The sequence below is a fragment of the Delftia sp. JD2 genome (genome assembly GCF_001682645.1).
GTDB classification, from domain to species: domain Bacteria; phylum Pseudomonadota; class Gammaproteobacteria; order Burkholderiales; family Burkholderiaceae_C; genus Comamonas; species Comamonas acidovorans.
In genome coordinates this window covers 21,699-35,697 of the sequence record NZ_LFJT01000033.1, presented here as the reverse complement: position 1 = coordinate 35,697, position 13,999 = coordinate 21,699, and the positions used below count along the sequence as shown (strand labels likewise).

Annotated in this window: 12 protein-coding genes and 1 tRNA gene; 6 read left to right on the top strand and 7 right to left on the bottom strand. The window is 67.7% G+C overall.

The genetic code is table 11. From position 1 onward, the window contains the following. Positions 1 to 36: 36 nt before the first annotated feature. Complete coding sequence (locus ACM14_RS18245; RefSeq protein WP_065346918.1) at positions 37 to 1,023, top strand: NAD-dependent epimerase/dehydratase family protein; 987 nt, start codon at positions 37 to 39, stop codon at positions 1,021 to 1,023. Positions 1,024 to 1,069: 46 nt separating this feature from the next. Here ACM14_RS18245 and ACM14_RS18240 read toward each other — a convergent pair. The 5 genes from ACM14_RS18240 to ACM14_RS18220 all read right to left on the bottom strand — a co-directional run bounded on the left by ACM14_RS18240 (position 1,070) and on the right by ACM14_RS18220 (position 5,510). Beyond that, a tRNA-Gln gene (locus ACM14_RS18240) sits at positions 1,070 to 1,146 on the bottom strand. A 76-nt stretch (positions 1,147 to 1,222) separates the two neighbouring features. Beyond that, positions 1,223 to 2,233: a GTP-binding protein gene (locus ACM14_RS18235; protein ID WP_065346917.1), complete on the bottom strand. Its 1,011-nt coding sequence runs from the start codon at positions 2,231 to 2,233 to the stop codon at positions 1,223 to 1,225. Beyond that, the gene (locus ACM14_RS18230; RefSeq protein WP_065346916.1) at positions 2,230 to 3,894 is read right to left on the bottom strand and encodes an amidohydrolase; all 1,665 of its coding nucleotides are present in this window, start codon (positions 3,892 to 3,894) and stop codon (positions 2,230 to 2,232) included. The genes ACM14_RS18235 and ACM14_RS18230 overlap by 4 nt, the downstream gene beginning before the upstream one ends. A 13-nt stretch (positions 3,895 to 3,907) precedes the next feature. Then, on the bottom strand, positions 3,908 to 5,290 hold the full coding sequence (locus ACM14_RS18225; protein ID WP_013803838.1) for a sodium:solute symporter: 1,383 nt from the start codon (positions 5,288 to 5,290) through the stop codon (positions 3,908 to 3,910). Positions 5,291 to 5,303: 13 nt separating this feature from the next. Next, entirely contained in the window at positions 5,304 to 5,510 is a 207-nt protein-coding gene (locus tag ACM14_RS18220) for a DUF3311 domain-containing protein (RefSeq protein ID WP_012203908.1), read from the bottom strand. 142 nt (positions 5,511 to 5,652) lie between these two features. On the opposite strand from ACM14_RS18220, the gene ACM14_RS18215 reads away from it, so the two are divergent. Then, a complete protein-coding gene (locus tag ACM14_RS18215; RefSeq protein WP_065346915.1) occupies positions 5,653 to 6,564 on the top strand; it encodes a LysR family transcriptional regulator in 912 nt (303 codons plus the stop codon). A 17-nt stretch (positions 6,565 to 6,581) separates the two neighbouring features. Here the strand turns inward: ACM14_RS18215 and ACM14_RS18210 are convergent, their stop codons facing one another. Then, on the bottom strand, positions 6,582 to 7,484 hold the full coding sequence (locus ACM14_RS18210; RefSeq protein ID WP_063327993.1) for a LysR family transcriptional regulator: 903 nt from the start codon (positions 7,482 to 7,484) through the stop codon (positions 6,582 to 6,584). Between the two features lie 162 nt (positions 7,485 to 7,646). Between ACM14_RS18210 and pdxA the strand changes: the two genes are divergently transcribed. Continuing rightward, entirely contained in the window at positions 7,647 to 9,353 is a 1,707-nt protein-coding gene (gene pdxA, locus ACM14_RS18205; RefSeq protein ID WP_254662083.1) for a 4-hydroxythreonine-4-phosphate dehydrogenase PdxA, read from the top strand. A gap of 490 nt (positions 9,354 to 9,843) precedes the next feature. Here the strand turns inward: pdxA and ACM14_RS31660 are convergent, their stop codons facing one another. Further along, entirely contained in the window at positions 9,844 to 10,092 is a 249-nt protein-coding gene (locus ACM14_RS31660) for a hypothetical protein (RefSeq protein WP_139093453.1), read from the bottom strand. A gap of 408 nt (positions 10,093 to 10,500) precedes the next feature. On the opposite strand from ACM14_RS31660, the gene ACM14_RS18200 reads away from it, so the two are divergent. The 3 genes from ACM14_RS18200 to ACM14_RS18190 all read left to right on the top strand — a co-directional run bounded on the left by ACM14_RS18200 (position 10,501) and on the right by ACM14_RS18190 (position 13,986). Further along, positions 10,501 to 12,681, top strand: a complete 2,181-nt coding sequence (locus ACM14_RS18200) for an SdrD B-like domain-containing protein (RefSeq protein WP_254662082.1) — start codon at positions 10,501 to 10,503, stop codon at positions 12,679 to 12,681. Between the two features lie 73 nt (positions 12,682 to 12,754). Beyond that, on the top strand, positions 12,755 to 13,366 hold the full coding sequence (locus tag ACM14_RS18195) for a hypothetical protein (protein ID WP_065346912.1): 612 nt from the start codon (positions 12,755 to 12,757) through the stop codon (positions 13,364 to 13,366). Next, complete coding sequence (locus ACM14_RS18190; protein ID WP_065346911.1) at positions 13,366 to 13,986, top strand: hypothetical protein; 621 nt, start codon at positions 13,366 to 13,368, stop codon at positions 13,984 to 13,986. The genes ACM14_RS18195 and ACM14_RS18190 overlap by 1 nt, the downstream gene beginning before the upstream one ends. Positions 13,987 to 13,999 lie beyond the last annotated feature (13 nt).

Sequence of the window (13,999 nt, the reverse complement as noted above, 5' to 3'; positions counted from 1 at the left end):
TGCGGACACTGGCGTGGTCACCACAGGACCCGCACCATGCCATCCATTGCACTTTTCGGCGCCGCAGGCGCCATCGGCCAAAGCCTGGCCGCCGCGCTCAGACAACAGGGCCGCGCCTACCGCGTGGTCGGCCGCAACGCAGCCAGCCTGCGCCAGACCTTCGGCGCCGATCCCCTGGCCGAGATCGCCACCTGGAACCCGGATGTCACCGGCTCCATCGAGGCTGCCGCCCACGGCGTGGACACGCTGATCTACCTGGTGGGCGTGAACTACTGGCAGTTTGAATTGCATCCCGAACTGATGCGCAAGACGCTGGAAGGCGCCATTGCCGCGGGCGTGCGCCGCATCGTGCTGATCGGCACCGTCTATCCCTACGGAAAGGCCCGCACCCTGCCCGTGGTAGAAGACCATCCGCGCGATCCCCATACCTTCAAGGGCCGCATGCGCAAAGCCCAGGAGGACCTGCTGCTGCAAGCCCATGCACAGGGCCGCATCGAGGCCACCGTGCTGCGCCTGCCCGACTTCTACGGCCCCGGAGTGCACAACAGCCTGCTGCACGGCGCCTTCGAGGCGGCGGCCCACGGCGGCCGGGCCGACATGATCGGCCCGCTGGACCGGCCGCACGAGTTTGTCTATGTGCCTGATGTGGGCCCCGTCGTGGCGCGCCTCATCGACACGCCGCAGGCATTCGGCAGGGTCTGGCACCTGGCTGGCGCGGGGGCGACCACGCAGCGCGACATCGTCTCGGAGATCGAACGCCTGAGCGGCAGGCCGTTGAAACTGCGCGTTGCAGGCAAGACCGCGCTGCGCCTGGCCGGCCTGTTCAGCCCCTTGATGCGCGAACTGGCCGAGATGCACTACCTGCTGACCGATCCGCTGATCATGGACGACTCGGCCCTGCACGCCCTGCTGGGCCCCATCGCCAAGACCCCCTACGCCCAGGGCATACGCGCCACGCTGGATGCCGCCAGGGCAGGTGCGGGTTCAGGTGCGCGCTCCAGCCCTCAGCAGGCCACGGCCTGAAAACAAAAAAGCCCTGACAGCAGAACTGTCAGGGCTTTTGTCTATCTGGCAGGGGAGGAAGGACTCGAACCCTCGCATGCCGGAATCAAAATCCGGTGCCTTTACCAACTTGGCGACTCCCCTAGAAGACGTAAATTCTAATACGTTTTTTTGGGCCGAAATCCAAAATTCAGAAAATTTGGTCCAAAACGTTCTTCAATCATTCCGGCGCCAACGCGGCATCCAGCTGGCCACGAATCGCCTGCTGCCCCGCCGCCGTGAAGCAGCCAATGAAGACAAAGGCGGACCCGGCCACCTGCGCCGCGCCCAGATCCGCCACGCGCAGCCGGCCTCCCACCACATGGATTTCCTGCAAAGGCTGCTGCCCCCGCAGCCGCACGATGCCCTTGGCCCGCAGCAGCGGCACCGGCAGGGTGCGCAGTGCCTGCCTGAGGCGCTGCTTGTCGAATTGCCGGTGCGTGGTGTACGAGAAACTGGTGATTCCTGCCATCCCGGCGAGACCTGCCGTGCCATCCACGGCCCTCTTCCAGGCGCCACCTTCACCCGCAAGCGCACCCAGCAGGCGCTGCGGGTGCTGCGGTTGGCGTGGCAGGGGCACAGCGTCCAGGAAGACGGCCAGGGGAATCTCGCCGCCCTGTGCGGTCAGCACCGTGGTGTGCGGGGCAATCTCGGCCAGGCGCCGCCTTGCCTTGCCGATCATCGGCGCGCTGGCCAGGTCCGCCTTGGTAAGCACCAGCGCCGTCGCGCCGACGATCTGGCGGCGGACCATGTCGCCGACCAGCGGGTCGCACAGTTGCTCATCGACGTCCTGGGCATCCACCGCCACCAGGATGGCGTTGAGCTGCAGCGCGGGGTCGAGCATGCCGACCTGGGCGATGCGCACGGGGTCGGAGACGCCGCTGGCCTCGATGACCAGCAGGTCCGGGCGGTGGGGCCGCGCGCCCACGGCGGCCAGGGCCTCGGCCAGCCGCCCGCCGATGGAGCAGCAGATGCAGCCGTTTTCCAGCTGCAGCACGTCGCTGCTGCGTGTGCGGATCAGGGCGGCGTCGATGTTGATCTCGCCGAAGTCGTTGACCAGCACGGCCACGCGCAGGCCATCGGCGCGCTCCAGCAGCCGGTTGAGCAAGGTGGTCTTGCCCGCGCCCAGATAGCCGCCCACGACGACCATGGGAATGGGCGCCCGCTGCGCCGCGGCGGCCGGCGTGCTCATGGCGCTGACCCGGGCGCAGGGAAGATGCGCCCGCCCAGCACGGTGCCCCAGACCTTCACGTTCTTGAGGGCGGCGGGCGCCACCGCGCGGGGATCGTCCTCCAGCACGGCGAAGTCCGCCAGCTTGCCGGGCTCGATGCTGCCCACGCGCTGCTCCAGCTTGAGGGTACGGGCCGCGCCCATGGTGATGGCGTGCAGGGCATCGTCCACCGACAGGCGCTCGGCCTCGCCCAGCACGCGGCCTGAAGCGGTTTCGCGCTGCACGGCGCACCAGGCGGTGAACAAGGGGTTGATGGGGGTGATGGGCGCATCGGAGTGCATGGAAAAGTCCATGCCCAGCCGCCGTGCCGTGCCCGCCGCATTCATGCGCGACGCCCACTCGATGCCCACGGTCTGCCCGGCGTGCGCATCGCCCCAGTAATAGAGGTGGTTGGAGAAGAAGTTGACGCACATTCCCAGGCGCGCGGCGCGCTGCAGCTGGGCGCTGCTGGCCAGCTGGCAGTGCTGCAGGGTGTGGCGATGGTCGGCGCGCGGGTGCCTGGCCAGCAGGTCCTCGATCACATCCAGCACCACCTCGGTGGCCTCGTCTCCGTTGGTGTGGATATGCAGTTGCAGCCCGGCCAGGTGGAAGGGCTCGAACAGCGCGGGCAGCTGCGACGGCGGAATCAGCCACAGGCCGTTGGGCTGCCCGCCCGCGTAGCCGGGAGCGCGCAGCCGCGCGGTGAAGCCCTGGATGGAGCCATCCACGATGAACTTGACGGGGCCGAACTGCAGCTTGTCGCTGGCCGACGATGCGGCAGCGGTGTGCACGCGCGCGGCGCCACCTTCCGGGTTGCGCTGCGGCGCAAAGGCCGGGACGATGCGCAGCGGATAGGCCGCGTCGCCCGTCACTTCGCGCAGCGCGGCCAGGCCTTGGGGCGAGAGATCGCTGACCAGGTCGGTGGCCGTGGTCACGCCCGCGAGCTGGGCCACGCGGCCAAACTTCCAGATGGCCTCGCGCTGCTCGGCAGCGGCCAGCGACAGCGCGCTGCCGATCACCTTCTGCACCGGATACATGGCGGCGAACTCCTGCAGCTCGCCCGTGGGCTGGCCCTCGGCGTCCTTGTGGATGCCGTCGATATCGGTGTCCTCGTCGATGCCGGCCAGCGCCAGCATGGCCGAGTTCACATTCATCAGGTGCACGCTGGCGTGCAGGATGACGATGGGCCGCGTGCGCGAGACACGGTCCAGCTCGCGCACCGACAGCCGGCTGCTGCCAAAGAGGATGGGATCGAACCCCCAGGCCAGCAGCGTGGCCTGCGCGTCGGGCAGGGCACGCTCGGCCTCGGCCAGGCGGGCCAGCACGGCGTCCAGCGTGCGCAGGCCGGGCCACAGCCGCCCGTCGGGATCGCGGCGGTCAAAGTAGCCCAGGTAGACCGCATCCCACATGGCGCCTTCCATCAGGTGGCTGTGGGCCTCGATCAGGCCGGGCATGAGCACCTTGCCGCGCAGGTGGTCGATGCGTTCGGCATCGGGCCAGGCGGCCATGTCGGCCTCCCCGCCCACCGCCAGCACCGTGCTGCCGCGCACGGCCACATGGGTGGCCTGTGGCTGGGCCGGGTTCATGGTGAGGATGGTGCGCGCCGCGAAGATGCGCACGCGCTCGCTGGTTTCGTGGTTCATGGGGATGCTTCCCTCAGGCGGTCTTGACGTGAGCCGCACGCGGCAGGCAGTGGACGATGGCCGTGACCAGCAGGTTCAGCGCCAGGCTGATGAAGCCCAGGTTGATGCCGCCGAAGTCCGGTTGCTGCAGGTACAGCACGATGGCCAGCGCCTGCCCGCAGACGATGCCCAGGGCAATGGCCAGAGGCCGGATGCGCCAGCCAAACAGGATGGCCATCATTCCCGGGAAGAACTGCGTCACGCCGTAGTAGGTGGTGTTGATCAGGGTCAGCATCAGGTTGGGCGTGAGCAGCGTCATCACGATGGACAGCAGCAGGTAGATGACGATCACCACCTTGGCGCCCTGCTTTTGCTTGGCCTCGGGCAGGCCGGGCAGCAGGTTGCGCGCCACGATGGGGCCGATGGCCAGGCAGATGCCCGCCAGCACCAGCAGGCCCGACAGCGCGGCGCCTGCGGCGACCAGGCCCAGCAGCCAGTCGGGCAGCAGGCGCACGGCAGCGGCGAAGAAAGCCTCGTTGGGCGATGCCAGTTCCAGGTTCTGGCTGATGGCGTAGTACGAGGCCAGCACCAGGAACGGGTACATCAGCATGTACAGCGGCATGGCGATCTGCGTGCGGCGGATGGTGTGCGAACTCTTGGCCGTGAAGAAGTTCTGCACGGCGAACGGCATCATGTAAAAGCCCAGCGCCTGGAACAGCATGGTGCTCATGGAAAAGCGCAGCTGTGTATCGGTCATGTGGTTGCTGACCTTGGCGCTGGCGGCGGCGAACACATCGCCCACCCCGGCATGCCAGCCCACGGCCACGCCCGTGGCGATGATGGCCACCACCATGAGGATGTCCTTGAGGATGGCGATATAGGCCGAGGCACGCACACCCGAGATGGCGATGTAGGTGAAGGCCAGGCCCGCCGAGATCAGCAGCAGGTGCAGCGGCTGGAAGTTCCAGCCCAGCCCCTTGAGCGCCGCCACCAGCCCCGTGAACTGCAGCTGGCCCCAGGGCAGCAGGAACAGGATGGCCGAGCCGGCCACGATCAGCTCCAGCGCGCGGCTGCCGAAGTGGCCCTTGAACAGGTCCGGCAGCGTGATGGCGTTGTGGCGCAGGCCGGCCTTCCAGATCATGGGGCCGAGGAAGTAGCCCAGCGGATAGGCCAGCAGGATGTAGCCCAGGAACCAGACGCCATAGGTCGGCCCCTTGGCGTAGATGCCGCCCGGAAAGCCGACCATGGTGCCGATGCTGTAGATCTCGCCGGCGGCGAGGAAGAACACCAGGTAGGCGCCGAACTGGCGCGAGGCGACGAAGAAGTCATGCACGCTTTGCGCGCCCTTGCCCGTGCGCGAGCGGATGGCCAGGTACAGGGACAGTGCGATGAAGCCCAGAAAGACTGCGGTGGTCATGGCGGTGCTCCCTTCAGGCCGACTGCACGTCGTCGGCTTCGTGGCGGTCGAACATCAGCCAGCACACGAGCATGCACAGCGACGTCAGCACGAACCACATGAAGATCCACAGGTAGATGAAGGGCACGCCGAGCAGATGGCGATCGACGGACGCGACCCAGGGAAGCAGGCCGATCACCGCGATGTACGGGATGCCTATGCCGATGAACAGCTTGAGCATGGTTTGTCTCCTTTTGCTCCGATGAAAGAGTTGGCGGTTGTGGCCGCTCTATAGGACGTTTCAATGTCCATGGATGCGATCTTAGGAAGTGCCTACCTATAATTCAAATGAGAAATTTACCAACAAACCATGAGGACTCCGCATGGATACCCAGAAGCTGCGGCACTTGCTGGCCATCGTCGAGCACGGCACTTTTTCAGACGCGGCGCGCGCCGTGCACCTGACCCAGCCGGCGCTGAGCCGCAGCATCCGCGCGCTGGAAGACGAGCTCCGGGCGCAGCTGTTCGACCGGGGCGCGCGGCGCGCCCAGCTGACGGTCTTCGGCGAACTGGTGGCCGAGCGCGCACGCCGCATGCGGCTGGAGGAAACCCAGCTGCGGCGCGACCTGGAGCTGCTGCGCGGCGGCCAGGAGGGCGCACTGGCCATAGGCGTGGCGCCGGCCCCGGCGGCACTGCTGCTCAAGCCCTTTCTGATCCACATGGCGCAGGCGCATCCGCGCATCAAGGTGCGCACCGAGATGGGTGCCACCAGCGCCCTGCTGGAGCTGCTGCGCAATGAATCGATAGACGCCATCGTCGGCGACGCCTATGTGCTGCGCGCCGCCGATGACGTGGACATGGAACTGCTGGGCGAGTTGCCCGCCGGCCTGGTCTGCCGCGCGGGCCACCCCGTGCTGCAAAACCCCGGCATGGACGAGATCCGCCGCTACCCCCTGGCCACCACCACGCTGAGCACGGCCATGGCGCGGCAGCTGGCCGAGCTGTGGGGCGAGGGCGCCGAGCCCGACAAGCTGTTCACCCTGCACTGCAACAACCTGGAACTGCTGCGCAGCGTGACCCTGGCCACGGACACCTTGCTGTTCGGCGTGCTGTCCATCACGCGCCAGGAGCGCGCCAGCGGCACCATGGCCGAAGTGCCCCTGCCCGCCGATCCCCGGCGCTGCGGCCGCTACGGCATGGCGCGCATGGGCGCGCGCAGCCTGTCACCGGCGCTGGAAACCGTCTATGCATTCACCCGCACGCATTGGCGGGAGCTGTCCGAGCACGACCAGTGAAGCCGGGCAGGCGCAAGTCATGCGTCGGCCCGCGCCAGCGGCAATGTCTGCGTGCGCAGCCACTCCAGCACCAGGGCGAAGCGGGCCTCGTCATGCACCGGCCTGGGTGACATGAGCACGTAGTGCGAGCCGTCGGCCACAAAGCCGCGCGGCGCGCACAGGGTGCCGCTGGCCAGATCGTCGGCCACCAGCGCCAGCGGCCCGATGGCAATGCCCGCCCCGGCAACGGCGGCCTGCAGGCTCAGGTAGAAATGCTCGAAGCGGGCCTCGCGCCCGGGCTGCAGCGGCACGCCGGTCAGCTCGCTCCAATGCCGCCATGCGTCCGGGCGCGATGCCGTGTGCAGCAGCACGCCGCCCAGCGGCCCGGAGCGTGCCAGCGTCTTCGCAAGTGCAGGCCTGCAGACGGGACCCACGTGCTCCTGCAAAAAGGGCTCGGCAACCACATCGGCGCCCATGTCGAAATCCGCGCGGCGTATGGCCAGATCGATGCCTTCACGCGCAAAGGGCACCGAGCCGCCGGCCGACACCAGGCGCAGCTCGCGCTGCGTGCCGATCGCTTCCTGCAAACCGCCCAGGCGGGGAATCAGCCAGCGCATCAGAAAGGTGGGCTCGCAGGACAGCACCAGCGGCCGGTCCGGCCCGGCGGCCTGCCGCGCTCGGCCCAGCGCGCCGCGCAGGCGCTCCAGCGCCAGGGCCACCTCCTCGGCCAGCACACGCGCCGTAGGGGTGGCAATGATGCTGCGGTTGCTGCGCTGGAACAGCGCGAAGCCCAGCGCCTCTTCCATGTCGCGCACGGCGCGGCTCACGGCGCCATCGGTCAGGTGCAGCTCGCGCGCGGCCTTGGAAACGCTGCCGTGGCGCACCGTGGCCTCGAAGGCACGCAGGGCGGACAGCGGCGGCATATGGGTGGGTGGGGCCATGGGACTGGAGGGCGGCATCGGGCACATCGGACACATCGAAGAAAGGGAGTGGGGAGAGATTTCAATTGACTTTTGATCAACTGAATACTGAATCCATATCGATTTTCTGCAGTGCGATTTTCATGCAAAGTACCTCCATCGATTGAGCTTTCAGCAATGACCATGAATGAAGCCCCCACCATCGCCTCCGCACCCCTGGCCATCACCATGGGCGATCCCGTGGGCATAGGCCCCGAGATCATCGTCAAGCTGGCCATGGACCCTGCCCGGCCCCATGCGCCTTTTTTCGTCATTGGCGACACGGGGCGGCTGCAGCGGGCAGCCGACATACTGGGCGTGCACCCGCGCATCCACGCCATCGATGCGCCGGCCCAGGTTCCCGCCACCGTGCCACCCGCCACCCTCTTCGTGCTCCAGACCGGGGACCGGCTGCCCGAGGACCTGGCCTGGGGACGCATCGATGCGCGTGCCGGGGCCGCCTGCCATGCCTACATACAGCGCGGCATCGACCTGGCCCTGGCCGGCGAAGTCGCAGGCCTGGTGACCGCCCCCATCCACAAGGAGGCGCTGCGCGCCGCGGGCTGCCCCCACCCCGGCCATACCGAGATGCTGGCCGAGGGTTCGGGCACGCGCGACTTCGCCATGATGCTCGCCAATGACGAGCTGCGGGTGCTGCTGGTCTCCATCCACGTGCCGCTGCAGCAGGCCATTGCCGCAGTCACGCCGGACAACGAACTGCGTGCCATCCGCCTTGCGCACCGGGCCTGCCGGGCGTTCGGCATCGCACGGCCCCGTGTGGCCGTGGCGGGACTCAATCCGCATGCCGGCGAGAACGGGCTGTTCGGGGACGAGGACCGCTCGGTGATCATCCCCGCCATTGCGGCCGCACGGGCCGAAGGCATAGACGCCAACGGCCCCTGGCCGGGCGACACGGTCTTCATGCGGGCACGCCGGGGCGAGTTCGACGTGGTGGTCGCCCAATACCATGACCAGGGGCTGATTCCCGTGAAGTACCTGGGCGTCGAGCAGGGCGTGAACATTACCGTGGGCCTGCCCTTCGTGCGCACCTCGGTGGACCACGGCACGGCCTTCGACATCGCCGGCACGGGCCGTGCGGACCATGCCAGCCTGGCCTGCGCGCTGCGCCAGGCGGCGGCCATGGTGCAGGCGGGCCGCTCCGGCGCCAGCGGGCAGGCGCAGCGCCCGGACTTCATCTTCATGCTCACGCAGCAGGACAAGACCATTGCCGATGCGCGCGAGCGGCTGCGCGAAGTGCTGGCCCAGGGCGTGCGCCATGTGGGCTTCAAGGACATAGGCCTGCCCCTGCCCCAGCTGCGCGAGCTGGCCCGGGACATCCGCGCAGGCGGTGCCAGGGTCTATCTGGAAGTCGTCAGCCTGGACGAGGCCAGCGAGGTGGCCTCGGCCCGCGCGGCGGTCGAGCTCGGTGTGGACGTTCTCATGGGCGGCACGCGCCCCGAGGCGGTGCTGCCCGTGCTGCGCGGCAGCGGCATTGCCTACTATCCGTTCCCCGGCAGGATCAGCGGGCATCCGAGCGTGCTTTCAGGGCCGGCCGAGGACATCGTGGCCAGCGCGCGCCGCATCGCGGGGCTGGAGGGCGTTCATGGCCTGGACCTGCTGGCCTACCGTTTCCGGGGCGACGTGCCGGCCCTGATCAAGGCGGTCTGCGATGCGGTGGACAAACCCGTGGTCGTGGCCGGCTCCATTGATCGCAGCGAACGCATCGCGGCCGTGCTTGCCAGCGGTGCCGCGGGTTTCACGGTAGGCACCGCCGCCTTCGAGGAGACTTTTCCAGCCGCGCGACCCGGGCTGGCGGCGCAGTTGCAGGCCATACAGGCGCTGGTGGACTGAGAGCGGGCCGGCCACCGCGCGCACCTCCCGCACTTCCCGCACCTCAGACAACGCACGCAACTCTCGCACCTCCCGTGCCTGCCACGCCTCCCGCACATTCCGCGCGCCGGTGTCACGGGCCAGCAACTGGCGCCGCTCGGCTTCGGCCAGGCGGTGGGTCTTCAGCCGCTGGACCACATGGAACTGGCGCTTCTTGGCCATGAGGGACGCGCCGCCTGCAAGGCCTTCCATGCGGCTTGCCGCCTTGCCATGCTGCGGGGCATTCCAGGGGTACAGGCCTGCCACCAGGGTCACAACGACAGCCAACGCCATGACCACGAGCGCCCTCCAGGGTGCCCGGGGTCCGCGTTGGCCTTGCCTGTGATGCGCCTGAGAGTTCATGAAGACAGGGCAAATGATTGCGGCAGCTTGCATTGGTGCAGGTGCTTTAGCCTGCATCAATGAACCTGGCCTGATACCAGTCCAAAAACCAATCAGAACCTGGCGCACTTCAGTTGCGCCATTCCTTGATTCTCCAGCAGCCGGAATCCGATGAGAACCCTCGTTTTCCAACAGATGCATTGCCTGAATTATGGAGATAACGCCCAGCAGCCTCTATTGCCGCATGAAAAACAAATGATTCATTGCTATCAATAGAAAACCTGAAACCCATCCATGGCCAAAAAGCAAAGCCCGCCAACTGCCCTCTGGACACTGCCAGCCAGGCACCGCGGCGCCACAGATGAACAGCGAATGGCATCACCCTTTCCCCTACCATCCGGCAGCGTGTCGTCCTACTGAATAAACCATGCCATTTAGGGAACGATGATATTCACCCTGAATACCTCTCATTCGGCACCCCATTGACAACGGCCGGTCTTTGAAGTGCAGCGCCGGTATTTGCAGGGCCCAATCGATGGCTGCACGCATTCAGCCATTTTCCGCAGTTTTGTGATCAGTTGTTTTGGCCAGATGGCTTGGCATCCGATGAATAAAGCAGGGATCTTGGTTGATGATTCGAACGCTGCCGCGGACCGTTGCCGGCCCCGCTGGAGTCTGGTCGCGCCTGCCGCTCGCGTGCCTTGGGTGGAGCCTGGCAGCCGCTCCCGTCTTTCTGTGCGGCGCACAGGCGCAAACACCTTCTTCGGCGGCCGTTGCCGGTACCTCCATGGCTGAGGCACGCATCGAATCCCTGGACCGCGACCAGGCCGAGCAGGCCCGGCTCAAGGCACTCTCCGAAGGGGCCGCCCCTGCCTACCAGGACCGTTTCATGGGTCCGGACGAGATCGCACAGTCCGCTGCCGCCGAGCCTGAAGCCGAGCAGCCCGAGGGCTTTCGCGCCTGGGTGGTGGAAAGCCGCCTGGGCTTGGGCGAATCCCGCACCACCGGCCATGGCCGCCAGCGCGCCACAGAAATCGGCCAGCGCCTCGAATACCGCCGCGAGACACTGAACTACGGCGAGTTCACCCTGCAGGCCGAAGGCCGGCACCTGAGCGGCGACAACTTTGGCAATGGCCTGAGTACTGGCGGCTTGAGTATTGGCGGCCTGGGCTATGCCCGGCAAGCCACGAGCGAGCGCTTCACGCTGCGCAACCTTGGCTTTCCGCTGACCACGCAGACCTTCGCCGACACGGCCGTGGGCGACCTCTACAGCGAGCTGACCGATGGCCTGGCGCGCAACTATCGGCTGTCGCTGGGCTCGACCACGGTGCGCGGCGCCTCGGCGCGCATCTTCCGCCCGGACCTGGACCTGCGCGCGGGCTACGGCCAGCGCGGCCTTCTCACGGGAGGGCCCTACCCCGGGTTCGAGAAAAACCAGGGCACGCTGGGCTGGCTGGGCGCCACCATGCGGCTGGACGGCCCCTGGTTTGCCGCCTTCCAGCTGGACCAGGCCGACGATATTCCCGCCTACTACAGTCCCAGGCACTACCCCGGCGATGACACGCAATACGACCCCGGCTCCGCCCTGGGACTGGGCAGCAAGCGCGTGACCAGCTGGGCCGCTTCGCTGGGCTACGGGCGCGGCGTGCTGCGCGATGGCGACTTCAGGCTCCGCACCACGCTGCTGGGCAGCCGTACCAGCGCGCCCCTGTTTTCTCCAGCGGCAGGCACCGCCGGCACGGAGGGCCGCAGCGCCCAGGGCCTGTTCATCGAGGCCAGTGCGCGCGCGGGCGCCTACCGCCATGAATTCGGCCTGCATGCAGCCCAGCCCCAGCTGCACTTTGGCGACTACGCGCTGTCCAGCGCGGCGCGCGGCGCCTATTGGCGCGTGGACCGCCATGTCACCCGCCTGAGCTGGGGCATGGGGCTGGACTACGAACGCACGCCGCAAACCACGGCACAGGATGCAGGCTTTCAACTGTCGGGCTACCGCCGCCTGGGAGCGAATGGCAATGCCCAATACCAGTTCGACCGGCACACGGCCGTGGGCGGCAGCTTCAGCGCCTACCAGACGCGCAACGATGCGGGCACCGCAGGCGGCGGCCAATCGCGCAGCCTTTATGGCAGCGCGTTCTACCAGACCCGCTTTTTCGACTGGCCGCGCAGCCGCTTCATGCTGACCGTCCGGCGCAACGAGCTCATCGTGCTGGGCGACTCCTCCGCCACGGGCCAGGAGGTGCAGTGGGAGCAGGACTGGGCCGGTGCACGCCAGGCAACGCTGCGGTCCGAGCTCACCACCACGCTGGGCTATGCGCGCGACCGCAGCGGCGGCATGTCGCGCAACTATCCAACGGCCGGGCTGCAATGGCGCTACTGGCTGGAAAGCGGGCTGCAGCTGGCCGGCAACCTGCGCTACACCTCGCAAAGCGGCAGCCTCTACACCAGCCGGGGCCTGTCGGGCTCGCTGTCGGCCGAGAAGGAACTGGGCCGGGGCTGGCGCATGGGCGTCATGGCGCACTTCAACCAGGCCCGGTCCTCGCTGCTGCCCACGCCCTCTTCCCTGCCCAACCTCTACCGCAGCGACGAGAAGACTGCCTATGTCTACCTGCGCTGGGAAGGCAGCGCGGGCACGGCCTATGCGGCCGCAGGCGCACCCGGTGAAGGCGTGGGCGGCGGCAGCCTGTCCGGCCGCGTGTTCTACGACGCCAACCGCGACGGCGAACAGCAGGCGGGCGAGGTGGGCGTGGCCGGCGTCGAGGTGGTGCTTGACGGCCGCTACCGCACGGTGACCGACCGCGATGGCCAGTTCGAATTCCCGGTGGTGCCCACGGGCCACCACCGGCTGTCGCTCACCCAGGAAAGCGTGCCGCTGCCCTGGGGCGCCTCCGGCGACAACACCAGCAGCGTGCACGTGCCCCTGCGCGGCCAGGCCTCGGCGTCGATTGCCGTGGTCAAGGTGGGCGAGTGAGTGAATGAATGAATGAATGACTGATTAAGGCGCACAGGCTTCCCAGGCAACCCGTTCCATCCAAGGAGATTCCATGAAACGAACACCCATCGCCCAACGCCTGCTGGCCGCATCGCTCGGCGGCCTCGGCCTGGCCCTGACCGCGTTGCCTGCCATGGCCGAGAGCCAGTACGGATCGGGCACCGGAACCATCACGGCCCAGGCCAAGGTCAACCTCAGCGTGACCGTGCCCAAGCTCATCTTGCTGCGCGTGGGCTCGACCAATACCACGGTGGACACGGTGACCTGGACCTCGACGCTGAGCATCCCCGGCGTGCCCACCACGCCGCTGGCCTCCGTCAACAACACCAACGTGGACTGGAACGGCGCCGCGCCCACCGTGGCCACCGCCTCGGCTGCCGCCACGCTCACGGTCTATGCCTGGACCAATGCAGGCGCCGGCACCATCAACTGCGCGGTCGGCGCCTGGAATGCCACGGGCGGCCCCGCCAACGCGGACTTCACCGTCACGACCACCGGCAACCTGCCCCACCCCGGGCCCAATCTGGGTGCCTGCGCATCCACCTCGTTCCCCTCCAACGTGGTTGCGACGGGAACCTGGGCATATGCGCTGGGAGGTACGCCGGCCAGCTGGGCTGCCAATACCTATACCAACGTCATCACGTATACGGCCCAGGGCATCTGATGGACAAGGCATTGCCTCGCCTGCTGGCCGCAGCAGCCCTCTGCGTTGTGCAGCCGCCCGCGCAGGCCGTGTTCACCATCGTGACCGACACAGACCTGCTCAACTACAGCCTGACACTGCGCGTGGGCACGACCGGGGCAACCGTGGACACCGTGGCCTTCAGCGTGACGGGAGCCAACGCCGGCCTCACGCCCGTGGCCGTGACGGGCACGCCCAGCATCAGTGTCTCGGTGTCTCCCACACGTCCCGCGCTGGGCACCGCCGTGGCCCGGCCAGTCACCCTGGTCGTCGATTCATCCACCGCACTTTCCTGCCAGTCGGGTGGCTGCGGCAGCGCGACCATTCCGTTCAGCAAGATCAGTTGGGTGGCATCGAACAACGGCAATGCTGCGTCCGGCGACATACAGAACGGGCGCTTCACCGCCAGCGCCGGCCAGTCCATTGCCAGCTACAACGCGAACGCATCCGTCTGTTCTGGCGGGCTGTGCCCGGTCGCTGGCTGGACCGTCCAGTCACGGCAACTGACCGGCACCGTGCTGCAGTTCACCTACGACAACGACGTGGTCTACCCGGGCGGCAACTACAAGGGCACCGTGCGCTTCACGGCATCGATGGTATGAGGCCGCTGGCGTG